We start from the raw sequence: 24,233 nt of genomic DNA, 5'->3' as shown, positions 1-24,233 counted from the left end.
CAATTGACCGCTTTGTGTAAATGATGATCAGCAAATATCTGTCTCTGCTGTTTGCGGCGTTTTAACTTCACGAGCACTATGCCACGCTCGTAAAAACGCCGCAGGCCCAAGGATCAAAGCAAGTAACGCAAGGCCGCCAGGTACTAACACGGCTTTTAATACTGGCCCGAGCACAAAACTATAAAATAGGATAAAAGGGATAAAAATAATGTAACCTACTAGCTGCATGACAACTCCATAAATAAAATTGAGCACGCTCACTTTAATTTATGAGCACGCTCAATTTCAACCTTTTTCGCAGCTTAAGTATGGTAATTGTGCTATCCTGCTTGCCTAGTTTTGAGGTAACGTTATGAATAAAAGAGAAAAAACAAGAAGCATAATTTTGTTATCCAGTTGGCGTCTATTTGCCGAACAAGGCTACCAGGAAACCACTACGCGCCAGATTGCGGAGTTAGCAGGTGTAGCAACTGGCACGGTGTTTAGCCACTTCCCTACCAAGTTGGATATTCTGAAAACCGCGATGCTTGAGCACATCTCAGACGTAATTGCGCAGGCTGCGCAAACTGATACCCAGCATTCACCGCGCTTGAAACTGCGCCACTACGCCAGTTACTTATATCGCTTTTATTTGGAGAATCGAGAATTTAGCAAAGAGCTGCTAGGCGGCTTGATTTGGCAACAATCGTTTTTTTCTGCGCAATTAGAGTCATTTAAGCAGCGCTTATTCGCAGAACAACAGTACGAGCAAACCAAAGCTGATGTGATGATGGATTTATATTTTATGACCCTGTTACAAGGCCTCAATGATGATGCAATAAATGCTGAGCAATTGGTGAGAATACTAAGCCAAAAACTACAGCAGCTTGGCTAAACTGAAAACTTGTCATATGAGTTCTTCTAAAATACTTTTGTAGAAGAACCCCTATTCTAAATTTTTACTGGTGATATTTACTCAACAACCTCACAAGTTCCTTGATAACATTGAATAGCCCTTACGCTCCCTTTGTTAACACCAGAACCACCTGCCAAAATACCAACCATTGTCATACCTGAGCCTTGTAAATAACGCATCAAAGCCTCAAAGTGTCCGGTATCATCCCAATTCACTCGAAACGATATTGCATCGCTATTTAACTCCGCGCGCGATAATGGGATGGTATTGTTGTACCTATCGACAACTTTTGTAACTTGGACTTCTACACTCGTTCGGTAGTAAGTTATTCGTACACTCACTCTTGCATCATCTACAGCATAGAAATGTATATTATCATCTTCAAGCTTGATATTTGCAAAAGCAGCCATTCGAATTAAAGTATTGTCAATTAGCCTCTGCAACTTAGTACTTATACCCTTTTCGATATAATCTGACAAATCATTGCGTTTGAATTGGTAGGTCGTCAGCTCATATGAATTAGGTACAACTTTAGCGGGGATTTGATCAAATTTTTGGCGCGACAATTCATCCCAAATGACATGCAATTCGCGGGCAAACTGTTGCGCTAATGTTCGCTCGCTACTGCTTAATTCTTTAGCTTCAAATGTAACATGTAATTTTCCTTTATACTCTTGGGAGACATCAAACTTCTCTAGTCCACCACCAGCCATATCTAAAAGATAAAATTCATCGCTAAAGTTCTGATCAGGATGATGGATACTTAAGTAGTGGTGGATAGTTTCTTCTGCAGTAGGAAATGACTTATTGATTACTACAGTCGCCTGAACTGTATTGCAAATTAGGGCTGTTAGCCCAGTTGCAAGTAATTTTTTTAGTATTGTTTTTTGCTTCATCTTTTTATCCTTAAACTTATTGTCCTATGTATCATTAAAAGGAACCGCAATAACAATATTTCAGTCTACACTCAAATTCAGCAATTATTAACATAAAAGCTTATAAATACACAAAGCACCAGCATTGACAATCTACTGTCATCAATAGCTTAGGCTCGGTACTGAAAACTGACTAACTCAACGCAAAGTGATAGATTAGATGCAAATCGCTCGCGCTTTGCAGTTTAAACGCGAGTTTTTCCACTAAGTTAATCGCCTTGCGGTTATCTTGATGAATGGTCGCAACGATTTGTTCAGGCTGTCGTTGCCATGGAAATTGCTGACAGGCCAATAGCAAGGCTTGCAACGCTTCAAGCATTAATCCTTGACCTCGGCAGTGTTCATCCAACTCCAAACCAAGGCTAAGCGAGTTCTTTGCTTCTAAATGCAGGCCAATACTGCCCACAATCGTCTGTTCATTGTTTATCAGCACTAAACGCAAGCCAAGCCCAGTATAGGCTTGCTCAATATCCCATTGCAGCCAATCTTTGATTTCGGCATCACTCACTGATGCACCATAATCATTAAATTGGCTGGTAGAGGTTTGATTCAGAATCGCTGTCAGCGCTCTTGCATCGCTGTGGCGCACTAAGCGTAAGGTTAATCTCGGTGTGGTCAAATGCATTTTAAATCAGTTTAGTATATAGTTGCGTGCAAAAAGTTAACGAGATTTCCGATATGTCAGATGAGTTTAAAGTTATCCCACCCTCAACAAAAGTCTACTGCCCAACACGAGGAGAAGGTTGGACCTTGACGGGTATTACGGGGATCCACGAAAACACCTCAGTGATGTTTGGCGGTGTGCGTTATACCATTCCCGCCAAACAAATTATTGATGAACTGCTACCAGCCTACCAACAATATCAAGCTACAAAAGGTTAACTACAACAAGTTAAACACTTTATGTAGCGCAGGCTGCACTTTTAGTTTCGGCTTGCCTTCGCTATAAGGTGATTCAGCCAGCATAGGCACAGCCAAGTGCTGCTTTAAGGTGGCAAGATTCTCATCGTATTCTTGCATTTGTGGGTCGACTTGATTGGCGACCCAACCCACACAAATTGCGCCGCTTTGCTCGATTGCTTGGAGCGTTAACAGTGCATGGTTTAAACAGCCAAGTTTCATTCCCACCACTAAAATCACTGGCAACTTTGCTTCAAACACCCAATCGGCAAAATATTGCTGCTCATTTAATGGGATCATCCAGCCGCCCGCGCCTTCAACGAGCGTATAGTCAGCACCGAGTGTTTTTACTTCACGAAAGGCTTCATGCAACATGGCAACGCTAAGGCTTTTCCCTTCGCGCTTTGCTGCAATATGTGGCGCAACCGGTGCAGCAAAGCAAAATGGATTAATTTGCTCATATTGGCCATGCACAGTGGAGGCTTCTATCAAAGTTAATGCGTCAACATTCACCAATTGACCAAAGGCCATTTCAGCACCTGCTGCAATGGGCTTAAATCCTAACGCTGGCTTCTGTTTATGAGCAAGATATTTAAGCAGTAACGCCGTAACATGAGTTTTGCCCACTTCGGTATCTGTACCTGTGATAAAAAACGCGCTCATCGTATTCCTTAATTAACAAATTGGCTTATGTAAGGCTATCAAGGCCACTTGATAACTCACCGTGGCACGGCCGGATAATTGCGGATAGCAGTCTAACACTTGTTTTAATTTACCTTTACCACCTAAGCCTGTGTGACTTATTGAATTGATACTGTGCGTTGCACCTATATGTTTAATCGACTGCAAAGCTTGCTTGGCGGTGTCAAATTGGTCGACCAAAGTCACGCGATTAAATGACAAAGTATGAAATGCAGTGCTCGCCACTATATTGCGCAGTTCTAGCTCAGTTATAAATTGGTTTACCTTACATGGTAAACTCGCTTGGTGATACGCACTGATGATTTCTTGCAAAGAACCATCTAACACAAGGCTAAGGTACGCATTGCTGCCCGGTGTTAAAACACGGTAGAGCGCATTGATTAGCGCAGGCAAATTTTGGCTCCACTGCATGGCAAAATTACTGAAGATGCCGTCGACGCTGCCATCCTGTAACGGTAAAGCGTCCATATCTGCGCATACTTTGCTGCTCGTGGCGTCACTTTGCATTAACATGGTGTGGCTTAAATCGAGTTGCAAAAGCGGTGAAAAATAGCGCTGCAGAGCAACACTATGATGACCTGGGCCACAGCCCAAATCTAGGCCCCAACTAGCAGCTTGTTGGCCTTGATGACGCTGCATCAATGAAAACAGCATAGCAGCGGCCGTTGCTTGTACTCGAGCGTGTTGTTGATATAACGAAGCCGCAGCACCGAATTTAGCTGCGGTGATAGTTTTGGTGTGCCTTGATACGGCATCTGTCGCTGGTGAAAAGGCGGTCATAATACTTCTACTAAGGCAGCAACTAAAGTGTCGATGTCTTGCTGCTGGTGTTTCGCCGTTAAGGTAATGCGCAAACGTGCAGTATTAAAAGGCACAGTTGGTGGACGAATCGCGGTCAGCCAAATTCCTTTCGCTTTTAGCTTAGTTTGGGCCTGCATCGCGTTTTCGGCACTACCTAACACTAACGGCTGTATTGCGGTATTCGATGGCATTAATGCAAGCCCCGCAGCCGCCATTTTATCACGGAACAGTTTGATATTGTGATGCAAACTTTGCCTTTCTTGCTCTGCCGCTTGGAGTCTTTTTAGCTGCACTAAATTCACCGTTGCGAGTAAGGGCGACATCGCAGTCGAATAAATATAATCGCGATTAAATTGCAGTAAATAATCAATCAGCATTTTGCTGCCAAGAATACAGGCGCCTTGGCCACCAACGGCTTTGCCAAAGGTGATCACCAAAATCTCTGGTTTGATACTCTGAGCGCTGCCAAGTCCGTGTTCGCCTGTCACACCAAAGGCATGCGCATCATCGACCATCAACCAAGCATGGTGTTGCTTGGCCAATGCGTGTATCTCAAGCAAAGGAGCGCTATCGCCGTCCATCGAAAATACGCCTTCAGTCACAATCAGTTTGTGAGCTGCTTTAGATTTTTCTAAACGGCTGCGTAAATGTCCGATATCATTATGGTTAAAGCGCTCAAGTTTAGCGCCACCATCTAAACTACCGTCAATTAAGCTGGCATGATTAAGTTTATCTTGAAACACAGCGCTGCTGGAGGCAATTTTTGGATCTTTAAACAGCGCTTTCATAACGCCAACATTAGCACCGAAACCACTGTTGCATAGCATGGCCGCTTCATAACCTAATAACTCACATAGGTAGCTTTCGAGCTCAGCATGACAAGCCTGATAGCCGGTTACCAGCGCTGATGATTTTGCACCGCTTGCAGCGGCAAATTTTAGCTCAGCAACACTATCGCCTAAACCAAGATAATCGTTACTGGCAAAGTTTAAATAACTGTGACCCGCAACCGTTAAAGTTCGTGCGGTAGTGTTTTGCACGCACACCCGTTGGCGGAGCAAATCGTCCGCCTTGCGTGCGTGTAACTGTTCAGAGATAAAGTCAAATGCGGCCATTAGTTGGCTTCGTAAAACAGCTCAGAAGTGGCTTTATCGGCAATCGCAGAAGACAGTGATGCCTCATACGCTTCGTCCGAGTAATCTTCTCTACGCTCAGGGCGCATACCAAGCTTACGCAGTAATGCCATGTCTGTATCAGCTTCTGGGTTTTCTGTGGTCAGTAACTTGTCACCGTAGAAAATACTGTTTGCACCGGCAAAGAAACACATGGCTTGCATTTGCTCGTTCATTTGCGTACGACCTGCGGATAAACGCACATAGCTCTTTGGCATCATGATACGCGCCGTAGCAATGGTACGCACAAATTCAAAATGATCTAAATCTTCAACATTTTCAAGCGGTGTACCTTTGACTTTAACCAGCATATTAATCGGCACACTTTCTGGCTGCTTTGGTAAGTTAGCAAGGTTTAACAACAGGCCAAAACGGTCTGCTGCTTGCTCACCCATCCCCACAATCCCACCAGAGCAGACTTTCATCCCTGCACCACGGACAAAATCTAACGTGTCTAAACGGTCTTGGTAGGTACGGGTCGTGATGATCTGCTGATAGTATTCTGGCGATGTATCTAAGTTGTGGTTGTAGTAATCTAAGCCTGCATCAGCCAGTGACTGGGCTTTGTCTTCAGATAATTTGCCTAAAGTCATACAGGTTTCTAGGCCAAGCGCTTTTACTTCACGTACCATTTTTTCAATGTACGGCATGTCGCGCTCTTTAGGATCTGACCATGCCGCACCCATGCAAAAACGGGTTGCGCCTTTTTCACGGGCAATACGCGCTTTTTCAATTACTTGTTCTACTTCGAGTAAACGTTCACGCTCTAAATCGGTTTTGTAATGGCCTGATTGCGGGCAATATTTACAATCTTCTGGGCAAGCACCGGTTTTGATAGAAAGTAGGGTTGAGATCTGAACTTCATTCGGTTTGAAGTTTGCGCGGTGTACGCTTGCCGCCTGAAATAGCAAATCATTAAATGGCATTTCAAATAACGCTTTTACTTCATCATAAGTCCAATCGTGGCGAACAGTTCCCAAGCTCATATTCATTCTCTTTTTACTTGCGTTGATTAGCCCTTGCGGGCGTTATGGTTTTTCGCTTAGTCTACTGCCTGCTTAAGCGTTGTCAACGCAATTTCCCATTACAAGGTTTACCAGTGAGCAACAATTACTCGATTGATTTAGATTTTGATAAAAATCACATTTGGCACCCCTATACGTCCATGATTGACCCTTTACCTGTCTATCCTGTTGCCCGTACATTTGACAATCGCATCGTGCTGGAAACTGGCGAAGAACTCATCGACGGGATGGCTTCTTGGTGGAGCGCCATTCATGGTTATGGCCATCCAAAACTCATAGCGGCTATTCAACAACAAGCGGCGAAGATGAGCCATGTGATGTTTGGTGGTCTTACACATGCCCCAGCTGTAGAACTGTGCAAAAAGCTAGTTGCGATTACGCCCTCGCCATTGCAAAAAGTATTTTTAGCGGATAGCGGTTCAGTCGCTGTAGAAGTCGCTATCAAAATGGCGTTGCAATTTTGGTTAAGCCGTGGCTTTCATCATAAACGTAAATTAATGACAGCGAAAAAAGGCTACCACGGCGATACTTTTGCCGCGATGAGCGTGTGCGACCCTGTAAATTCAATGCACAGCATGTATCAAGGCTTTTTACCTGAGCATGTATTTGTGCCTGCGCCACAAACCTCGTTTTTTGCGCAGCCAAATGAATTAGAGCTCCTCCAACTGCGAGAATATTTCGTCACTCACCATCATGAATGTGCGGCATTTATTATTGAACCAATAGTGCAAAATGCCGGTGGTATGAACTTTTATCACCCCAGCTATTTAAAAGCCCTGCGCGATTTATGCGATGAATTTGAGGTACTATTGATCCTTGATGAAATTGCCACAGGTTTTGGCCGCACCGGCACCCTATTTGCTTCTGAACATGCCGACATTAGTCCAGATATTCTCTGTATCGGCAAAGCCTTAACCGGCGGTATGATGACACTCTCAGCAACGCTTACAACCGACCAAGTTGCGCTTGGTATTAGCCAAGGCGAAGCCAAAGTATTAATGCACGGACCAACTTTTATGGGTAATCCACTAGCCTGTAACGTTGCGTGCGCCAGTATTGATTTATTGGTGGAAAATGACTGGCAGACCCAAGTGACTGCGCTAGCAGATGGTTTACAGGCTTTACAAGCCTGCCAAACGCTTGACGCAGTTAAAAACGTGCGAGTGTTAGGTGGTATAGGTGTGGTAGAAGTAAACCGTCAGGTCAATGTAGCGAAAATTCAGGCTTATTTTATCAAGCTTGGAGTGTGGATAAGACCGTTTGGTAAGCTTATCTATATCATGCCACCGTACACCACACCAACAGCTGATTTAGCGCTATTATGTGAAGCGGTATTTAAAGCAATTGCGGCAGATGAGTTTTAGCCGTACTTGATGTGTGCTTTGGCACTTACAGATATGTCCTCGCGGTAAAACAACTCATTATTTTACCGCAACTTGTTTTTCACTATGGCTTATGTCTTTACCACTCAAAATGACGTGCCATATTACTAATGGTACGCAGTGCAACATTATGCACATTGCGTTTTTGATATAAGTGCTGCAGTGATTTGTCCTTTACTTCACCCACGACCACTTCTTTGACTTGATAGCCCATAGCTTGCGCCGCAGCTACATAAGCAACAAATTCCCAGCGGCGAATATTGGTGTTGTCTAAAATCACCAACTCAATCCCCTCACCTAACGCATTAATAAAACGAGCCAGATTTAGGTTGTGAAACTCAGACAACTTATGTTTATCGAAAGTATAACTACCATCACTGTGGTAAAAATAATCGTCGGTAGAACAGATCACATATCGGGTTTCGTCTGCCCCTACCATTTCTTCTGCCAAAGATATGGCATAGTGTGATTTACCGGAACCCGGTAGCCCTCTTAAGATAAACGCTTGCTTCATGCTGCTCTGATTTGAAATTTTCACAATAAAATTAATGACTCGGTGTAGTTTGCCACAAAAATCCCTAACTACCCAAGCTTATTGGCGATTTAGCTCATTTATTCAACACCTTTAGCCGCAAAAACGGCAACATCTACGGCGTTTGCAACAAATTTACATTAAGCTGCAAAAGCTGGTTTTTTTATTTGTTGTACAAGGGTAAGATACAAGGCTCCCCTAAATGGGCATTATATATTATTTGGTAACTTAATCATTGGAGTGAAAATGAGTCACATAGCGATAACGGAGCTACTCAAAGGCACCGTTGCGGTTGACAGCCAAGTCACAGTTAAAGGCTGGATCCGTACACGACGCGATTCAAAAGCAGGTATTTCATTTTTGGCCGTTCACGACGGTTCATGTTTTGACCCTATCCAAGCCGTGGTACCTAATTCGCTCAATAATTATGAAGAAGTTACTCGCTTAACGGCTAGCTGCTCAGTCTCCGTGACTGGCACTTTGGTTAAATCTGAAGGCCAAGGCCAATCATTTGAAATTCAGGCAAGCTCAGTTGAAGTATTGGGTTGGGTTGAAAATCCAGACACTTATCCAATGGCTGCAAAGCGTCACTCAATCGAGTATTTGCGTGAGCACGCTCACCTACGCCCACGTACTAACGTAATTGGCGCGGTGACTCGCGTACGTAACTGTTTAGCGCAAGCAATCCACCGCTTCTATCATGAGCGTGGTTATGTGTGGGTAAGCACGCCTATCGTGACGGCCAGCGACTGTGAAGGCGCAGGTGAAATGTTCCGTGTTTCTACGCTTGATTTGAACAATCTGCCGCGTACCGACAAAGGCGATATCGACTTTAAAGAAGATTTCTTCGGTAAAGAAGCGTTCTTGACTGTATCCGGTCAGCTCAATGGCGAGACTTACGCTTGTGCGATGTCAAAAATTTATACTTTTGGCCCAACGTTCCGTGCAGAAAACTCGAATACCTCACGTCACCTTGCTGAGTTCTGGATGGTTGAGCCAGAAGTGGCATTTGCCGACTTAAACGACATCGCTAAACTTGCTGAAGACATGTTGAAATATGTGTTTAAAGCGGTATTAACTGAGCGTCCAGATGATATGGCGTTCTTTGCTGAGCGTATCGAGCCAACTGCAGTAACACGTTTACAAGATTTCGTAGAAAAAGACTTCGCGCAAGTGGATTACACGGACGCGGTAACCATCTTACAAAATTGTGGTAAGCAGTTTGAATTCGCGGTTGAATGGGGTGTAGACCTACAATCAGAGCACGAACGTTACTTAGCAGAAGAACACTTTAAAGCACCGGTAGTGATTAAAAACTACCCACGTGATATTAAAGCCTTCTACATGCGCCAAAACGAAGATGGCAAAACCGTTGCGGCCATGGACGTAGTTGCACCTGGTATCGGTGAAATCATCGGTGGTTCGCAACGTGAAGAGCGTCTTGATGTATTAGACCAACGTTTAGAAGAGATGGGTCTTAACAAAGAAGACTACTGGTGGTATCGCGACCTACGTCGTTACGGTACCGTACCACACGCAGGCTTTGGTTTAGGCTTTGAGCGTTTAGTGGCTTACGTGACCGGTATGGGCAACGTCCGTGACGTTATCGCCTTCCCGCGTACCAAAGGCACTGCGGCGTTTTAAGCAATCTGCTTAAAATAAAAAACCCAGCAAAAGCTGGGTTTTTTATTGCCTTAAATTTGAACCAAGCTAAGCGCACCTAACCGGCTCACATAAGACTTAAAGTACTTCTAATAGCTCAACATCAAATACTAGAGTTGAGTATGGCGCGATTGAAGCACCAGCACCACGCTCGCCGTAAGCTAGGTCGTGTGGAATGTAAAGACGCCATTTAGAACCAGCCGCCATTAATTGTAACGCTTCAGTCCAACCACGGATCACGCCACCAACTGGGAACTCTGCTGGTTGGCCACGCTCATAAGAGCTGTCGAATACTGCGCCATTGATTAATGTACCGTGGTAATGTACACGTACAGATGAAGAAGCCGTCGGTTTAGCACCAGTACCAGTTTCAATTACTTCGTATTGTAAGCCAGACGCTGTTACTGTCACTTCTGGACGCTTAGCGTTGTCTTCTAGGAACACTTTGCCCTCAGCAGCCATAGCTTCAGCTTCTTGTTCGCGACGAGCTTGGATCTCTTCATTGATTTTTTCAAATGCTGCTTGGATCTCAGGAATAGCAACCTGGAACTCAGCACCAGTAAAGCCGTCTTTCATCCCTTCGAAAACTGCATTCAGGTTTAAGCCTTCAAATGGATTTGATTTTAATTGCTCACCCATTTGTAAGCCAATACCGTAGCTTGCTTTACCTGCTTCGTTGTTAAATAGATCTGACATAGGATCCTACTTTTTATCAGTTAAAATGAAGCGGGATCCTAACATACAAAGGGTTGGCTGCCAAATTACAGCGCGTGCTTACTGCTTATTCCGCTTTACTGCGAAACTTACTGAAATCTTTAAATAACCAAGTTAAAAGTGGTAATACCAAAAATAGCGCAAGGTTCATTTCATTGCTATATGGAGCCAGCAACTGAGTAAGCCAATGACCATAAGGCCCGATGGCTAACGCAGAAATAACAACACTCGCCATTAATGGTTGGAGTTTTTCGTATTTAACCAATAAGTGGGCGCTGAGCGCTATGAAAATGGCACAGTAAATCACAGTATTAAGCAAGGAAGGATCGTCCTGCGCATCAATGCTTAACGTCAAGGCAGTATTCAGCCCTTTTAAATAAAAATAACCAAATGCTAGCCAAGCCAACAGGTGTTTTAAGTAAGTTGCGAACATCACGCCTCCAAACGAAAAAAACCGCCAATAAGGCGGTTTTGGGAATGAGGTGGCGGAGAGATAGGGATTTGAACCCTAGGTGCGCTATTAACGCACGCCGGTTTTCAAGACCGGTGCTTTCAACCACTCAGCCATCTCTCCGTTGTTGGCGCGCATGATAGTGGTTTTACTTGTCGCTGTAAAGTAGCAAAGCTAAATTAACGGTTTGATTGCGCAATTATTGAGTCGTTATGGATAAAACCCATTAAACCACTTTCATCTAGTAATATTGTTTTGGCCTTTTCGCTATCCAAGCTGCCAACAGCGGAAACAAAAACAAACCTCCGAGATGGCTCATGAATGGCGTGAGCCAATGAAAATGTTCATTCGCTGTAGAAAGTGCAAAGTAACTTAATTCTGCAGGAATACTCGCAAGGCTACACACCACTAACAGTACTTTAAATGCCCGCAAGTACTCAAACCGCTTACTGTAGTTCATCCACCAACAAATCAATACCCCAAGCACTAATGCAGGTAAAAGTGCAAGTATTGCTGGGTGTATTTGTACGGGTAACGAATCACGATGGCTGAGCAGTATAAACGCCAACATGGCACCAAAGCAGCCCCAGGCTAACCATATTCGCCAGTTTTCTTTCTCGATTAAAAACAGATTTCCCATAGTTGTCGTCTTTTTAGTTATTGTTGTTTTTACTTCATCAATTTATAAAACAACAGGTTATAAAACAACCATAAAAACAAAACGGCCTAACTTGCGGTTAGACCGTTTTTGCGTGGGAAAGTTCGAATTTATTTAGAAATTTTCAAAAAATGCGTTCGGGTCGCGTCTAGCGGTTTTCTTAACTGTGAGCTCCGGCGTCCCAATATAAAGATATCCAACGATTTCATCATGTTCATGGGCTTTTAAAGCTGCTTTTACCGTAGGGCTCACCGCAAAGTGTCCTGTACGCCAAATTGCACCTAACCCCTGAGCAAATGCAGCTTGTTGCATCGCCATCGTTGCACAAGCTGCGCTCTCAATCTGCTCCAACACGGGAACCTTGCTATGTTCAGGTTGTGTTTTAGCAATCGCAATAATCACCATAGGCGCACGCAATGGTAACTCTTTGGCACGGCTAAGCGTACGCTCATCTTGTCCTTCTTTCACTGCAGCTTGATAAAACAGCTCGCCTAAACGGGTTAATCCTTCTCCTTCAACGACAATAAAGCGCCAAGGCGCAAGCGCGCCGTGATCTGGCGCTTTCAATGCGGCTTGTTGAATAATCGCCAACTGCTCTGCATTTGGTCCGGGTGCAATTAAACGTGCATCTGATTGTCTTTCAAGTAGTAATTCAATAGCGTCCATAAGTTTTATCTTCGCTTTATTTGTTCTTGACTGTAGAGTGCTTAGCAGTTTATCACTGCCGCCCTGCTTCGCCAAAAGCAATTACTCGCGTTTGCGGCTGGAAGCAAATAACCAATGATCTAAGCTGCTAAAACGACCACCCCCAATTGCAAATAGCACCAGCAACATCACAAAATAACTCGCCGCAAACTCTATCCCATTGTTTAGTATTACCACCGAGCCGGTCTCATGGAGATAAGCACTATAACCACTGTCGCTGATCATTTCTTTAATGTATTGCAACCGCTCCGCAGCAGCGCTGCTATTACTTAGACTTTCACTGGCTCCCGGCACCTGTAACCATGCCAACACTTGGGCCGGACTGGTTTGTGCGCTCGTTGGAGTAATGGCAAACCAACCGTTTTGCCAATGTACGCTAAACATTGCGACTAACATAATCGCTGCCAGCGGAATACTGACAAGTCGAGTAAATAGTCCAAATAACAATAACCAACCGCCGAGAAACTCTAACCATCCGGCGCTAAACGCGAGAAAATCGGCAAATGGCAATCCTAGGCCCCACTCACTGTTACCAAACCAGCTCACTACATTGTCATCTGCGAGTAATCTTTGCCACCAAGGTAAGGTGTCATTGCCAAGGTTTAGCTTACTATAACCTGCAATGATCATCACCGGCGCTAAGATAAGGCGTAACAATAAAGCGGCAATATCACCAACTAGATCTGTTAGTGTTTTTGAGGGATTTATGAAGGTATTAACTAAGGTATTCATACTTGGCTTTTGGCTACTGTTTTAACTAATAGTAGCCAAAAGACCGAAGCTGTCAGGGATTACTTTCAAACTAGTCGCGGTTTAGATCTTGCGCGCAACAGCAAGCGCCTCTGCAATGGCACGTTTTGCATCAATTGCGGCGGCCAATTTGGCACCACCAATGACATGATGATTAGCAGGAAGTCCGGCTTTATCAAACAAGCTATCGTTCGACTCTTGGCCTATACAGGCAATCACAGTATCGACATCAAGCACCTTTTCCTCGCCTTTATGTTTAACCGTTAAGCCATGTGCACCAAAGCTGAGGTATTCACACTCAGCAATTTGCTCTACTTGATGATGTTTGGCAACAGCACGGTGGATCCAACCTGTCGTTTTGCCAAGATCTTTACCAAATGAGCCTTCGCTGCGCTTGAGCATATAAATCTTGCGCTCGAGTTTAGCTGGTTGTGGCTCACACTCTATGCCCCATTGGGTTTTAAAATGTGCAATCGAAGGGACTTCTGGTTCACTTAAAAATGCCACCATATCAAAGCCAATACCACCGGCACCAAGAATGGCTATCTTGTTACCTAGCTCAACTTCTTTACGGATCACTTCGTCGTACGCAAACACCCGTTTATCATCTGAGCACTCAATTTTTGACATACGTGGCCTGACGCCAGAGGCGAATACCACATCATCATAGTCTTTTGCCATTTCTGCACGGTATTCAGTATTGAATTGAACATTCACTTTAAGGCGCTGTAATTCGAACTTAAAGTAGTTTAGCGTATGCTGGAAGTCTTCCTTGCCCGGGACACGTCTGGCAAGTTTGAATTGCCCGCCAACTTCATCACCTCGTTCAATGAGAGTCACTTGGTGACCTTTCTTTTGTAGATAAATCGCCGCCGCAAGACCCGCAGGGCCAGCACCTACCACTAACACTTGTTTTTGTTTAGTGGCTTTGTCTAAAGGCATCTCTAGCTCAAAACAGGCTTGCGGATTCACCAAGCAAGTCGCCCGTTGCCCCTTAAATACATGGTCTAAACAGCCCTGATTACAACCAATACAAACGTTGATTTCTTCACGGCGATTTTGCGCATACTTATTGAAAAATTCAGGATCAGCCAACATAGGTCGCGCCATTGAGATCATATCTGCTTGTTTTGCTTCTAAGATTTCATTGGCAAGCTCAGGAGTGTTAATACGATTAACCGCTATCACAGGTACATCTACCGCTGACTTCAGACGCTCCGAGGCTTCGCGGAATGCACCCGGTGGCACCATACTAGCAATAGTCGGCACGCGCGCTTCGTGCCATCCAATGCCGGTATTTAGAATATCCACTCCAGCTGCGACTAAAGCACGAGCTTGTTCTGTTACTTCATCTTTGGTGGAGCCATTTGGAATTAAGTCCATAACTGAGATACGGAACACTATCATGAACTCGGGGCTTACCACTTCACGCACCGCTTTGACAATGTCGAGCGCAAAACGCATGCGGTTTTCTAGCGTACCACCGTACATGTCTTGGCGTTTGTTAGTATGCGGCGCCATAAACTCGTTAATCAGGTAACCTTCCGAACCCATTATTTCTACACCATCATAGCCAGCTTTTTCAGCTAGACGTGCTGAGTTAGCAAAATCTTTGACGGTAGACTTAATCATCCCAATCGACATTGCTTTTGGTTTGTAAGGGTTAATAGGTGCTTTAATTGCACTGGGCGCCGTATTAAAAGGATGGTATGCGTAGCGGCCAGCATGTAGCAGCTGTAAGCAAATTTTACCGCCGTGACGATGCACCGCATCGGTATAAGCTTTGTGTTTAATCACGTCGTAAAAAGAATTAAATGACGACGCAATTGGCGTTAACTTACCACGTAAATTGGGGCTGTAACCCCCTGTAATAATCAAACCCACGCCACCTTTGGCACGAGCTTCATAAAATGCGGCGAGCTTTTTGCGATTGTGCCAGCCCTCTTCGAGTCCGGTGTGCATTGAACCCATTACCAAGCGATTGCGTAAAGTATTGTGGGGTAATTGTAATTGTTGTTCTAACATTGCTTGCCTCTACACTGGTCTTACCTGTGAAACATTAACGATTTTTTATAATTTGGCAAGTTTTTCCAGCCACTAAAGCTATAAATGGCACTTTTTCTCTTGCTGTTAGTCATAAGCTTAAACACTCTGTTACTTTTTTCCTGTGCGTGTTTGCCAGCAACTAAGTTATGATACAGTAAGCGATATACATAATTTGATAGGAAAGGCCCGAACTTGAATTATCTAAAATCATTTTTTAAGGCTGTGTGGAATGTCCTCAACTTTTCCAGAAAGTTGATTTTAAACTTAATTTTCTTTGGCATTCTATTCGCCATCTTGTTTAGTCTAGAAACCGAACAAGAAAAGGTTAATATTGAAGCAGGTTCAGCATTAGTACTGAATCTAAATGGTTTTTTAGTAGAGCAAAAGCGCTATGTTGACCCAATTGACGCCGCTTTTGCCGATATGAGCAAAGACAAAGAGCCAGGCGAAATATTGGTTGATGAAGTGGTTAAGACTATTGATGCAGCCACTAAAGATCAACGTATTGCATTATTAGTGTTAGATCTTAAGTCTTTACGACGCGCCCATGTGGATAAGCTACAAAGCATAGGTGAAGCCATTGTACGCTTTAAAGAAAGTGGTAAGCAGGTCATTGCCTACGGTGACTACTACTCTCAGTCACAATACTATCTAGCCAGCTACGCCAATGAGGTAATTTTACATCCCTATGGTGGCATTAACATTGATGGTTTTGGTACCTATCCAGTTTATTTTAAGGAAGCGTTAGAAAAACTAGCAGTGACCCAACATGTATTCCGCGTTGGTACCTATAAATCTGCCGTAGAGCCACTCATTCGTAATGATATGTCTGACGCGGCCAAAGAAGCTAATCGTTTATGGTTAAATGCGCTTTGGCAGCAGTACAAAACACAAGTCAGTAGTAATCGTTCGTTTGAGGTCGATAATTTTGACGAAACCTTATCTGGTTATATCGCCAAACTTAGTGATGTATCTGGCGATTATGCCCAATATGCGCTTAAAAATGCTTGGGTTGATTCGCTGGCGACTCGTCAACAATTACGCGACAAACTGACTGAGTTAGTTGGTCCAGACGCTGACAACAAATCCTTTAAACATGTTTCATATGATGATTATGTTGATGCAATTGCCACCATGCCATTTGTTAATCCATTGACCAATAAAGTTGCAGTGGTTGTGGCTAAGGGCGCTATTCATGATGGTAAACAACGAGCAGGTGAAATTGGTGGCGATTCCACAGCCGCCCTTCTACGTCGCGCGCGTTTAGATGACAGTGTGAAAGCGGTAGTGTTGCGGATTGACTCAGGTGGCGGAAGTATGTTTGCTTCTGAGATTATTCGTGACGAAGTGTTGGCGCTGAAAGCCGCAGGAAAACCTGTAGTTGCCTCAATGGGCTCAGTTGCAGCGTCAGGCGGTTATTGGATTGCAGCCTCTGCCAATGAAATTTGGGCGTCTCCTAGCACCATTACTGGTTCTATTGGTGTCTTCGGCGCCATGATGACCATTGAAAATAGCCTTAAGAAACTTGGTATCTATTCAGATGGTGTAGGCACCACTGAGATGCAAGGAAGTTCATTTGTTCGCGGCATTGACCCGCAACTTTCCAATGTGATCCAAATGGGTGTAGAGAATGCTTATGACAAGTTCCTTACCGTAGTTGGTCAGTCGCGTGATCTGAGCAAAGAAGCGGTCGATAAAATTGCGCAGGGCCGCGTGTGGTTAGCGCCTCAAGCTCTAGAGTTTGGTTTAGTTGATAAACTTGGTTCAAAGCAAGACGCTATTGCCTCGGCAGCCTCGTTAGCTAACTTAGACTTTTATGATGTGATCACAGTGGAAGAAGAGCTATCTCCTGAAGAACAAATGCTGCAGAAGTTCTTTGGCACGGCCGCAGTGAAAAATATTGCGGCGAGTGTTGGTGGTAGCTTCTCAATGGAAAGCAAACTCAATGCCCTGCTCGGTTCAACGTCAGAAATGCTACAACAACAAACGCGCTTAATTCAGCAGTTCAATGACCCCAATGGTATCTATTCGCGCTGCTTCTATTGCGAAGCGATAGAGTAAGCCTTTTCAATCATTTACTCACTGCAATGTGATGCTGCAGTTGGTATACTAAGCCCAGACAACACTCTGGGCTTTTTTTATGAATAGAAAAAAAATCTATATTGCCTACACGGGCGGTACTATCGGTATGAAGCAATCTAGTCGTGGCTACGTACCTGTTGCTGGATATCTTACCCAAACAGTGCAACAGAATGCTGAATTCACCCGCGAAGAAATGCCGCTATTTGATATTCATGAATATTGCCCACTGATAGACTCGTCAGATATGTCTCCAGCCCATTGGCAATTAATTGCTGACGACATTAAAGCCAAGTATCAAGATTACGACGGTTTTGTGGTGTTACATGGCACTGACACTATGGCTTATACCGCATCTGCGCTGTCGTTTATGCTCGAAAACCTCACTAAACCGGTTATCGTCACAGGTTCGCAAATTCCACTTTCGCAACTGCGTTCAGATGGGCAGGTAAACTTGCTTAACGCGATGTTTTTAGCGGCCAATTACCCCATCGCAGAAGTGAGTTTATTTTTTAACAATCAGCTATTTCGTGGTAATCGCGCAACCAAAGCGCATGCGGATGGCTTTGATGCCTTTGCATCACCCAATTTACCACCACTTGCACAATCGGGTATTAATATTCAGTTGATTGAAGGCCGCTTGAGCCCATACGTGGACCAAGCGTTACGCGTTACGCCCGTTTCAGCTCAGCCAATTGCGGTATTGTATTTATATCCTGGTATTAGTGTGAAACTAGTTAAAACCATGCTTGAAAGCGATATTAAAGCGCTTATTCTACTCAGCTTTGGGGTGGGCAACGCGCCACAAGACAGTGAGTTTCTTGCAGCGCTTAAAGCCGCTTGTGAGCGAGGTGTGGTTATCATCAACCTCACCCAGTGTATTAAAGGCCAAGTGAATATGGGTGGCTATGCGACTGGCAATGCGCTTCTTAACTGCGGCATTCTCAGCGGTTATGATATGACGGTTGAAGCCTGCTTAACTAAGCTACACTATTTGTTCAGTCAAAATCTCGAGCTTGAGACTATCCGTCATTTAATGCAGGACAATCTGCGTGGCGAGCTGACTAGATAACATCTAGTCAGCTAAATTGCAGTCTGAGCGAGCACCGTCATTTCAACTTTGAATTGCTTGCTCAAGGCTCGTAGCACGAGTTATTCAATTTAGACCATGCCGCTTGTTGCTAATATTTGTAAGCACATAAGTTAACAAAATATCGTGCCGCAAGCGCGACACGAATTAAAATCGCGAGTATCACATCTATTGGTAAAGTTTGGGTCACAGTCGCTCCTTGCGGTAATAAACATCCCACCTGTGACCTTAGGTGTCATGCCCTCATGTAGTACTTGAGCATTTGTATTAAGTAGCTTGATGTTGGTCTTAGACAGTTTGAGCTTCATAAAATATTCCTTTTAGTTGGTCATTTTGTCTGTGCCTTTTGCAGCAGAACAGCAAGAAAACTAGTTCAGAAGTTATAAATTGGCAACACTGTGGTCAACTTGGTCTTAAATCTGGTTAGTTACTAAATAAAAACCCCATCACGCTGGATGGGGTTGTTGTAGCTTGCTCTGTAACTATCAGCAAGCACTATTCATCTATTAAATAATTAGCGAACTTTCTGCTCTATCTCGACTAAATCAGTTAGATGACACACCTCACCACTGTGAGTTTTAATGCCATGTTCACCAAAATAATCACGTTGTGCTTGCACTAAATGGCCATTGCTTGGTGTACTTAATGTCGCGATATAAGTTTGGGTTGAAGTCAGTACTGGGAAAGCTAAACCAGAAGAGATGGCAAGACCCGAAATTTTACGCAGAGCCTTCGCCTCTTGGGTTAGGGTATCAATAAACTCAACACCTTGCGCAATATCATTTAAGTAGTCAGCACGAATAATACAGCCAGCACGCCACGTTTGTAGTGTTTTAGCTAAATCAACCTTCCACTGGTGTGCGCGCGATGCGCCTTTGATAAGCGCTAAGCCTTGGCGATAACACAGTAGACTTGCCAGATAAAATGCGTCTTTTAGCTCGTTGAGATCTAAATCAACCACTTCAGTTGCACGGGCTTGATAAGTCATTTCTTTGGCCGCGTGGGTATCAATAGTGTTGGTCAAATGACGCGCTTGTACTGCAGCAACCAAAGAAGGTACCGCAATACCTAACTCTAACGCGTTTTGTGCCGTCCAAAGACCTGTGCCTTTGGCACCCACTTTGTTGTCAATAAGGTCGACCAATGACTCCTTTTGCTCTGTTTCCAGCTCCAATATATGGGCAGAAATAGCAAGCAAATAGCTGTTTAAACGGCCTTCTGACCAATCACGGAAAATAGCCGCGACTTCTGCGGGAGTGCGCTTAGTACCTAAACGCAGCAATTGATATACTTCTGCTATAAGTTGCATCAACGCATATTCAATACCGTTGTGTACCATTTTCACAAAGTGGCCACTGGCAGATTGACCTACCCGTGCAAAACATGACTCATCATTGTAGCTTGCCGCAACTTTTTCAAACCAAGGCTCGATACGCTCCCAACCCCCTTCTGAGCCGCTCGCCATCATAGCAGGGCCATGACGAGCGCCTTCTGCACCACCAGAGATGCCCATGGTCGCAAACTCAAATTTGTTTTGGTACTTAAGCTTACGGGCAATACCGTCTTTATAGTTACTGTTACCGCAATCAACGATAATGTCGTCTTTATCAACGCCTGCTTCAACTAGGTCTGAACAGACTTTGTCAACCAGCTCACCCGCTGGAACTAATAACAAAATTGAACGTGGCGCTTCTAAACGGCGCACCATATCACCGAGATCTGACACTATGTGCAAGCGCTCCGCAAGACCTAATGACTGAGCTTGGCTGATGAGTTCAGCACCGGCGTCAGGATTGGTGTCGTAAGCTACTAGCGTCAACCCTTTTTCGATAAGATTGAGGGCAAGATTTTTACCCATAACACCTAAACCAACTAATGCAACTTGCATTTAGTTTCCTCCTCGGTAATAACGAAAGGTTTTTCTAACTTCGCCGCGCATTATAACTGAGCTGACCAAAAAAACGAACTTTCGGACAAAAGTCCTTATTATGGTAACTCAGTTTTCACTTATTAGCGGCTAAAACGATACATTGAAGTTTTTATTACACAACGCGCGTTATTTCCTTGGGCTGTTTCGTGTATGGTTTTTGAAACAGGCTACCTTTTAACCGCAAGTTTAGTAAAAAACTTCACTTTGTTGTTTTTCTGGTCAACAGATCCGCGTTGACGGGACCTGACACCGGTGTCATAATGACACCATACAGATCATATAGTTTAATCAGCGTGTAAACAATCAAAGCCGCTGGATTTGTCTATAATTGGTCAGTAATTCAGCTACTTTTATCGCTTAGCTTTGAAACTACAGGAGAACCTGATGCTAAGACGCACCAAGATTGTTGCCACTTTAGGCCCGGCAACAGACCGAGATAATAATCTAGAAAAAATCATTCGCGCTGGGGCTAATGTTGTTCGCCTTAATTTCTCTCACGGCGTTGCCCAAGATCATAAAGACAGGGCTGCGGCTGTGCGTGCTATCGCCAAGCAGCTAAATAAACACATTGCAATTTTAGCCGATTTACAAGGCCCAAAAATCCGCGTGTCAACTTTTAAAGATGGTAAAGTTCAACTAGTTAACGGCGCCAAATTTATTCTTGATGCGGAAATGGCAAAAGGCGAAGGTACAGTTGACGCGGTTGGTATTGACTACAAAGAATTACCTAACGATGTACAAGCTGGTGACACTCTGCTGCTGAATGATGGTTTAATTCAATTAGTGGTCGATGAAGTCATCGCGGCTAAAGTAGTATGTACCGTAACCGTTGGTGGTGTGCTTTCTAACAACAAAGGCATCAACCGTTTAGGTGGTGGTTTAACCGCCCCTGCATTCACTGAAAAAGACAAACAAGACCTAATCACCGCAACAGAAATTGGCGTTGACTATATCGCTGTCTCCTTCCCTCGTAGTGGCGAAGATATGCGTTATGTACGCTCACTAGCAGATGCGGCTGGCTCACGTGCGCAATTGCTTGCAAAAATCGAGCGTGCTGAAGCGGTCGCTACGGTTGAAGCGATTGACGACATTATTCTAGCGTCAGATGCCGTTATGGTTGCCCGTGGTGACTTGGGTGTAGAGATTGGCGATGCGGCACTTGTCGGCAAACAAAAGCTTATTATTAGCCGTGCTCGTTCACTGAATCGTACCGTTATCACAGCAACACAGATGATGGAATCAATGATAGATAACCCAATGCCAACTCGTGCAGAAGTCATGGACGTTGCTAACGCGGTATTAGATGGCACTGACGCTGTGATGTTATCTGCAGAAACGGCATCTGGTCAGTATCCTGAAGAAACTGTTAAAGCGATGGCGCGGGTGTGTATTGGTGCTGAGTCTCAACCTAAGATCAACATGTCTAAACACCGTTTAGACAGCATGTTCTCTGATTGCGCTGAAACTATCGCTCTTTCAGCCATGTATGCTGCAAACCATTTAGGGACGGTGAAAGCCATTGTTGCGCTTACTGAGTCTGGTAACACTTCTAAATTGATGTCACGTATCAGTTCAGGTTTGCCAATTTACTCGCTGTCGCGCCACGAATCTACACTCGGCCAAACAGCACTGTATCGTGGCGTTTATCCAGTGTATTTCGATTCAACCACTTGTAACGATGAAACCATGGTGCGTGATGCACTAGAGACGTTGGTTAAGTCAGGTGCACTGCAAAAAGGCGACATGGTTATTCTTACTCATGGCGACATGATGGAAACTATTGGCGCAACCAACACCATGAAAGTCGTCATGGTGTAATAAAGACTAGAGGCGGTGAAAACCGCCTCAGCTTGCTAAAGCCGCCTTAACTTTATCGCGATAACTGCGACTGACCTTTAGCTCTTGACCATTCTGTAATACCAACAAATATTCACCGCTAGTTTGAGTAACCAACTTGCTGATCTGCTTAGTATTAACGATTGCAGAGCGATGTACACGCACAAATAGCTGGGGGTCTAACTCTTGCTCAAGCTCTTTCATGGTTTTACGTAGAATGTGCGTTTGACCATCGCTACAGTGCAAACACATATAGTCACCCGCCGCATCAACCCACTGCACCGATGCAACATTGACTCGAATAATTTCACCGTGCTCTTTTACGGCAAGCGACTCGGGGAATTTTTTGTCGACAATACTGTCACCAGATGCGAGTTTCTTTAAGATCTCTTCACAGTTATTGCCTGTGATCCCGGCAACAAAGCTGGCGAGTTTCTTCTTATGGGCGTTATCTTGCTGAGTTTTGATATACGTATGCACTTTTTCTACCGCCTGTTTTAGTCTGTTGTCATCTACGGGTTTGAGAATGTAATCAAGCGCATGGATCTCAAAAGCTTTCACCGCGTATTGGTCAAACGCGGTGACAAAAACAATAGCAGGTAATGGCTTGATACTCTCAGTTAAAAATCGCGCGACTTCAAAGCCATTTAAACCTGGCATTTGAATATCTAAAAAGACCAGATCAACATCATTTTGCTTACAAAATTCAATTGCTTCTTGACCATCACTACACAAGCCAAGCACTTCAATATCATTAAAGTCCTTCAACCGCACAGCAAGTCCCTTCCTTGCCAACGACTCATCATCGACAATTAATGTTCTGATCTTGTTCATATTTTACTAGCCTTTTCAAAGGGAACGCGGATATTGACTTTCAATCCCGTTGGGGTGTTTTGCGATAACACAAACGAGTAATTATGCTCGTACAAGGTTTTTAAGCGGTCTTTGGTGTTGGCAATACCAACACCTTGCGACTTAACCAACTGGCCATCTTTAAGCTCCGCACCTGGGCCGTTATCCCCAACTTCTAATAGTAATTCGTTCGCAAATACTTGCGCTTTAATCGTAATACAACCGCCAGTGGTCATATGCGCGATAGCATATTTAATTGAGTTTTCAATGATCGGCTGCAATATCAAACTCGGCAACAATGCAAGCTTAGCCTCTTCACTGACATCGATATCAACCTTTAAGCGGTCATCAAAACGTACTTTTTCAATTTGTAAATATAGCATCAAGGCATGTAGTTCTTGCTCAAGTGGCACCTTTTTAATGGGATCTGTATTTAAGGTGTAACGTAAGAAGTCACTAAGCCGCGAGACCATTTGATTAGCATCTTTATTTTCTTCTACCAAAATCAAGGTAGAAATGGCATTGAGCGTATTAAACAAAAAGTGCGGATTAAGCTGGTAACGCAACATTTTTAGTTGCGCTTCATGTGCCATGGTATTGGCCTTTAACGCCTTTTGTCGCTCACTCTGTAACAGTTGATAATATTTAATACCAAAATACAAGCCGCTCCAACACAGAATGATGTATACCGAATCTAAGCCTTGCTGGAGGTAGTAATACCACTCGTCAGGACGATAACCATGTCGATAAATCTCCCACAGGTTGTATTTTTGCACCACTGACCACAGCGTGCCTGTCGCGTAAGAGGCGCTGAAGACCACTAATATCAGCACCCAAGGCTTAGCATTCCAAATTTTACGATAAAGATAGCGTAGCGGCACTGTCATTAGGCAGCCGGCATAGGCGTTGAGCACGATAACAAATACATAAATATCGCGCATTTCAAACACTTTGGAGCCAATATAGTTTACTAGGGCATAGCCTATCCACCCGGCTATTTGTAACACCCAGAAAAACCTTTGACGATTATCAACCAGCGATTGCCACTTCAAATTCAATAAGTTCAATTTGTTACCTTTACCTGATTATATCGCAGCACGCGTTAAACCCGCATGC

At 44.1% G+C, this 24,233-nt stretch carries 24 protein-coding genes and 1 tRNA gene; 7 read left to right on the top strand and 18 right to left on the bottom strand.

Features of this window, described 5'->3' with window-relative positions; all coding sequences use genetic code 11:
• Positions 1-27: 27 nt before the first annotated feature.
• Entirely contained in the window at positions 28-228 is a 201-nt protein-coding gene (locus ACFOEE_RS02215) for a hypothetical protein (RefSeq protein WP_377120474.1), read from the bottom strand.
• A 124-nt stretch (positions 229-352) separates the two neighbouring features.
• Here ACFOEE_RS02215 and ACFOEE_RS02210 point away from each other — a divergent pair, with 124 nt between their 5' ends.
• Positions 353-874, top strand: coding sequence for a TetR/AcrR family transcriptional regulator (locus ACFOEE_RS02210; protein ID WP_377120472.1), 522 nt, complete (start codon positions 353-355; stop codon positions 872-874).
• Positions 875-951: 77 nt separating this feature from the next.
• Here the strand turns inward: ACFOEE_RS02210 and ACFOEE_RS02205 are convergent, their stop codons facing one another.
• Complete coding sequence (locus ACFOEE_RS02205; protein ID WP_377120470.1) at positions 952-1,791, bottom strand: hypothetical protein; 840 nt, start codon at positions 1,789-1,791, stop codon at positions 952-954.
• A gap of 172 nt (positions 1,792-1,963) precedes the next feature.
• A complete protein-coding gene (locus tag ACFOEE_RS02200; RefSeq protein ID WP_377120468.1) occupies positions 1,964-2,455 on the bottom strand; it encodes a GNAT family N-acetyltransferase in 492 nt (163 codons plus the stop codon).
• A gap of 53 nt (positions 2,456-2,508) precedes the next feature.
• On the opposite strand from ACFOEE_RS02200, the gene ACFOEE_RS02195 reads away from it, so the two are divergent.
• Complete coding sequence (locus tag ACFOEE_RS02195; protein ID WP_377120683.1) at positions 2,509-2,712, top strand: hypothetical protein; 204 nt, start codon at positions 2,509-2,511, stop codon at positions 2,710-2,712.
• On the opposite strand, the gene bioD is transcribed toward ACFOEE_RS02195, so the two are convergent.
• Genes bioD through bioB form a run of 4 tightly spaced genes read right to left on the bottom strand, consistent with a single transcriptional unit; the run spans position 2,713 to position 6,391 of the window.
• Positions 2,713-3,393 carry a dethiobiotin synthase gene (bioD, locus tag ACFOEE_RS02190; RefSeq protein ID WP_377120466.1) on the bottom strand — a complete coding sequence of 227 codons (681 nt, stop codon included), beginning with the start codon at positions 3,391-3,393 and terminating at the stop codon, positions 2,713-2,715.
• 12 nt (positions 3,394-3,405) lie between these two features.
• Positions 3,406-4,212: a methyltransferase domain-containing protein gene (locus tag ACFOEE_RS02185; RefSeq protein WP_377120464.1), complete on the bottom strand. Its 807-nt coding sequence runs from the start codon at positions 4,210-4,212 to the stop codon at positions 3,406-3,408.
• Complete coding sequence (locus ACFOEE_RS02180) at positions 4,209-5,348, bottom strand: aminotransferase class I/II-fold pyridoxal phosphate-dependent enzyme (RefSeq protein ID WP_377120462.1); 1,140 nt, start codon at positions 5,346-5,348, stop codon at positions 4,209-4,211. Before ACFOEE_RS02180 ends, ACFOEE_RS02185 begins: the two co-directional genes overlap by 4 nt.
• Positions 5,348-6,391: a biotin synthase BioB gene (gene bioB, locus ACFOEE_RS02175; protein ID WP_377120460.1), complete on the bottom strand. Its 1,044-nt coding sequence runs from the start codon at positions 6,389-6,391 to the stop codon at positions 5,348-5,350. The genes ACFOEE_RS02180 and bioB overlap by 1 nt, the downstream gene beginning before the upstream one ends.
• 113 nt (positions 6,392-6,504) lie before the next feature.
• On the opposite strand from bioB, the gene bioA reads away from it, so the two are divergent.
• Positions 6,505-7,794: an adenosylmethionine--8-amino-7-oxononanoate transaminase gene (gene bioA, locus ACFOEE_RS02170; RefSeq protein WP_377120458.1), complete on the top strand. Its 1,290-nt coding sequence runs from the start codon at positions 6,505-6,507 to the stop codon at positions 7,792-7,794.
• A gap of 97 nt (positions 7,795-7,891) precedes the next feature.
• On the opposite strand, the gene ACFOEE_RS02165 is transcribed toward bioA, so the two are convergent.
• The gene (locus ACFOEE_RS02165; RefSeq protein ID WP_377120456.1) at positions 7,892-8,326 is read right to left on the bottom strand and encodes an AAA family ATPase; all 435 of its coding nucleotides are present in this window, start codon (positions 8,324-8,326) and stop codon (positions 7,892-7,894) included.
• 264 nt (positions 8,327-8,590) lie between these two features.
• On the opposite strand from ACFOEE_RS02165, the gene asnS reads away from it, so the two are divergent.
• The gene (asnS, locus tag ACFOEE_RS02160) at positions 8,591-9,988 is read left to right on the top strand and encodes an asparagine--tRNA ligase (RefSeq protein WP_377120454.1); all 1,398 of its coding nucleotides are present in this window, start codon (positions 8,591-8,593) and stop codon (positions 9,986-9,988) included.
• A 96-nt stretch (positions 9,989-10,084) separates the two neighbouring features.
• On the opposite strand, the gene ACFOEE_RS02155 is transcribed toward asnS, so the two are convergent.
• From ACFOEE_RS02155 to ACFOEE_RS02125, 7 genes are all read right to left on the bottom strand, one after another.
• The gene (locus tag ACFOEE_RS02155; RefSeq protein ID WP_377120452.1) at positions 10,085-10,702 is read right to left on the bottom strand and encodes an FKBP-type peptidyl-prolyl cis-trans isomerase; all 618 of its coding nucleotides are present in this window, start codon (positions 10,700-10,702) and stop codon (positions 10,085-10,087) included.
• 85 nt (positions 10,703-10,787) lie between these two features.
• The gene (locus tag ACFOEE_RS02150; protein ID WP_377120450.1) at positions 10,788-11,153 is read right to left on the bottom strand and encodes a hypothetical protein; all 366 of its coding nucleotides are present in this window, start codon (positions 11,151-11,153) and stop codon (positions 10,788-10,790) included.
• 50 nt (positions 11,154-11,203) lie between these two features.
• Positions 11,204-11,294: transfer RNA gene (locus ACFOEE_RS02145), tRNA-Ser, on the bottom strand.
• Between the two features lie 118 nt (positions 11,295-11,412).
• Positions 11,413-11,811 carry a hypothetical protein gene (locus ACFOEE_RS02140; protein WP_377120448.1) on the bottom strand — a complete coding sequence of 133 codons (399 nt, stop codon included), beginning with the start codon at positions 11,809-11,811 and terminating at the stop codon, positions 11,413-11,415.
• Positions 11,812-11,943: 132 nt separating this feature from the next.
• On the bottom strand, positions 11,944-12,495 hold the full coding sequence (locus ACFOEE_RS02135; RefSeq protein WP_377120446.1) for an NAD(P)H nitroreductase: 552 nt from the start codon (positions 12,493-12,495) through the stop codon (positions 11,944-11,946).
• Positions 12,496-12,576: 81 nt separating this feature from the next.
• Positions 12,577-13,266, bottom strand: coding sequence for an HvfX family Cu-binding RiPP maturation protein (locus tag ACFOEE_RS02130; protein ID WP_377120444.1), 690 nt, complete (start codon positions 13,264-13,266; stop codon positions 12,577-12,579).
• Between the two features lie 81 nt (positions 13,267-13,347).
• On the bottom strand, positions 13,348-15,309 hold the full coding sequence (locus tag ACFOEE_RS02125) for an FAD-dependent oxidoreductase (protein WP_377120442.1): 1,962 nt from the start codon (positions 15,307-15,309) through the stop codon (positions 13,348-13,350).
• A gap of 213 nt (positions 15,310-15,522) precedes the next feature.
• On the opposite strand from ACFOEE_RS02125, the gene sppA reads away from it, so the two are divergent.
• Both sppA and ansA read left to right on the top strand, forming a co-directional pair.
• Entirely contained in the window at positions 15,523-17,391 is a 1,869-nt protein-coding gene (gene sppA, locus ACFOEE_RS02120; RefSeq protein ID WP_377120440.1) for a signal peptide peptidase SppA, read from the top strand.
• Between the two features lie 79 nt (positions 17,392-17,470).
• A complete protein-coding gene (ansA, locus tag ACFOEE_RS02115; protein ID WP_377120438.1) occupies positions 17,471-18,481 on the top strand; it encodes an asparaginase in 1,011 nt (336 codons plus the stop codon).
• Positions 18,482-19,013: 532 nt separating this feature from the next.
• On the opposite strand, the gene gndA is transcribed toward ansA, so the two are convergent.
• Entirely contained in the window at positions 19,014-20,387 is a 1,374-nt protein-coding gene (gndA, locus tag ACFOEE_RS02110; RefSeq protein WP_377120436.1) for an NADP-dependent phosphogluconate dehydrogenase, read from the bottom strand.
• A gap of 426 nt (positions 20,388-20,813) precedes the next feature.
• Here gndA and pyk point away from each other — a divergent pair, with 426 nt between their 5' ends.
• Complete coding sequence (pyk, locus tag ACFOEE_RS02105; protein WP_377120434.1) at positions 20,814-22,247, top strand: pyruvate kinase; 1,434 nt, start codon at positions 20,814-20,816, stop codon at positions 22,245-22,247.
• Between the two features lie 27 nt (positions 22,248-22,274).
• On the opposite strand, the gene ACFOEE_RS02100 is transcribed toward pyk, so the two are convergent.
• Complete coding sequence (locus tag ACFOEE_RS02100; RefSeq protein ID WP_377120432.1) at positions 22,275-23,099, bottom strand: LytR/AlgR family response regulator transcription factor; 825 nt, start codon at positions 23,097-23,099, stop codon at positions 22,275-22,277.
• Positions 23,096-24,169 carry a sensor histidine kinase gene (locus ACFOEE_RS02095; protein ID WP_377120681.1) on the bottom strand — a complete coding sequence of 358 codons (1,074 nt, stop codon included), beginning with the start codon at positions 24,167-24,169 and terminating at the stop codon, positions 23,096-23,098. The genes ACFOEE_RS02100 and ACFOEE_RS02095 overlap by 4 nt, the downstream gene beginning before the upstream one ends.
• Between the last annotated feature and the right edge of the window lie 64 nt (positions 24,170-24,233).

Origin of the sequence: Pseudoalteromonas fenneropenaei (assembly GCF_042643375.1) — a bacterium.
GTDB lineage: Bacteria > Pseudomonadota > Gammaproteobacteria > Enterobacterales > Alteromonadaceae > Pseudoalteromonas > Pseudoalteromonas fenneropenaei.
This window is presented reverse-complemented; position numbering and strand designations above follow the sequence as displayed.

What these genes read in the sequence shown, in the direction of transcription:
- ACFOEE_RS02150 (WP_377120450.1), bottom strand. Translation starts at nt 11,153, where the DNA reads ATGTTCGCAACTTACTTAAAACACCTGTTGGCTTGGCTAGCATTTGGT.
- ACFOEE_RS02165 (WP_377120456.1), bottom strand. Translation starts at nt 8,326, where the DNA reads ATGAAGCAAGCGTTTATCTTAAGAGGGCTACCGGGTTCCGGTAAATCA.
- asnS (WP_377120454.1), top strand. Translation starts at nt 8,591, where the DNA reads ATGAGTCACATAGCGATAACGGAGCTACTCAAAGGCACCGTTGCGGTT.
- ACFOEE_RS02135 (WP_377120446.1), bottom strand. Translation starts at nt 12,495, where the DNA reads ATGGACGCTATTGAATTACTACTTGAAAGACAATCAGATGCACGTTTA.
- ACFOEE_RS02215 (WP_377120474.1), bottom strand. Translation starts at nt 228, where the DNA reads ATGCAGCTAGTAGGTTACATTATTTTTATCCCTTTTATCCTATTTTAT.
- bioB (WP_377120460.1), bottom strand. Translation starts at nt 6,391, where the DNA reads ATGAGCTTGGGAACTGTTCGCCACGATTGGACTTATGATGAAGTAAAA.
- ACFOEE_RS02125 (WP_377120442.1), bottom strand. Translation starts at nt 15,309, where the DNA reads ATGTTAGAACAACAATTACAATTACCCCACAATACTTTACGCAATCGC.
- ACFOEE_RS02140 (WP_377120448.1), bottom strand. Translation starts at nt 11,811, where the DNA reads ATGGGAAATCTGTTTTTAATCGAGAAAGAAAACTGGCGAATATGGTTA.
- gndA (WP_377120436.1), bottom strand. Translation starts at nt 20,387, where the DNA reads ATGCAAGTTGCATTAGTTGGTTTAGGTGTTATGGGTAAAAATCTTGCC.
- ACFOEE_RS02130 (WP_377120444.1), bottom strand. Translation starts at nt 13,266, where the DNA reads ATGAATACCTTAGTTAATACCTTCATAAATCCCTCAAAAACACTAACA.
- ansA (WP_377120438.1), top strand. Translation starts at nt 17,471, where the DNA reads ATGAATAGAAAAAAAATCTATATTGCCTACACGGGCGGTACTATCGGT.
- ACFOEE_RS02195 (WP_377120683.1), top strand. Translation starts at nt 2,509, where the DNA reads ATGTCAGATGAGTTTAAAGTTATCCCACCCTCAACAAAAGTCTACTGC.
- ACFOEE_RS02180 (WP_377120462.1), bottom strand. Translation starts at nt 5,348, where the DNA reads ATGGCCGCATTTGACTTTATCTCTGAACAGTTACACGCACGCAAGGCG.
- pyk (WP_377120434.1), top strand. Translation starts at nt 20,814, where the DNA reads ATGCTAAGACGCACCAAGATTGTTGCCACTTTAGGCCCGGCAACAGAC.
- ACFOEE_RS02100 (WP_377120432.1), bottom strand. Translation starts at nt 23,099, where the DNA reads ATGAACAAGATCAGAACATTAATTGTCGATGATGAGTCGTTGGCAAGG.
- ACFOEE_RS02210 (WP_377120472.1), top strand. Translation starts at nt 353, where the DNA reads ATGAATAAAAGAGAAAAAACAAGAAGCATAATTTTGTTATCCAGTTGG.
- ACFOEE_RS02185 (WP_377120464.1), bottom strand. Translation starts at nt 4,212, where the DNA reads ATGACCGCCTTTTCACCAGCGACAGATGCCGTATCAAGGCACACCAAA.
- ACFOEE_RS02200 (WP_377120468.1), bottom strand. Translation starts at nt 2,455, where the DNA reads ATGCATTTGACCACACCGAGATTAACCTTACGCTTAGTGCGCCACAGC.
- bioD (WP_377120466.1), bottom strand. Translation starts at nt 3,393, where the DNA reads ATGAGCGCGTTTTTTATCACAGGTACAGATACCGAAGTGGGCAAAACT.
- ACFOEE_RS02155 (WP_377120452.1), bottom strand. Translation starts at nt 10,702, where the DNA reads ATGTCAGATCTATTTAACAACGAAGCAGGTAAAGCAAGCTACGGTATT.
- ACFOEE_RS02205 (WP_377120470.1), bottom strand. Translation starts at nt 1,791, where the DNA reads ATGAAGCAAAAAACAATACTAAAAAAATTACTTGCAACTGGGCTAACA.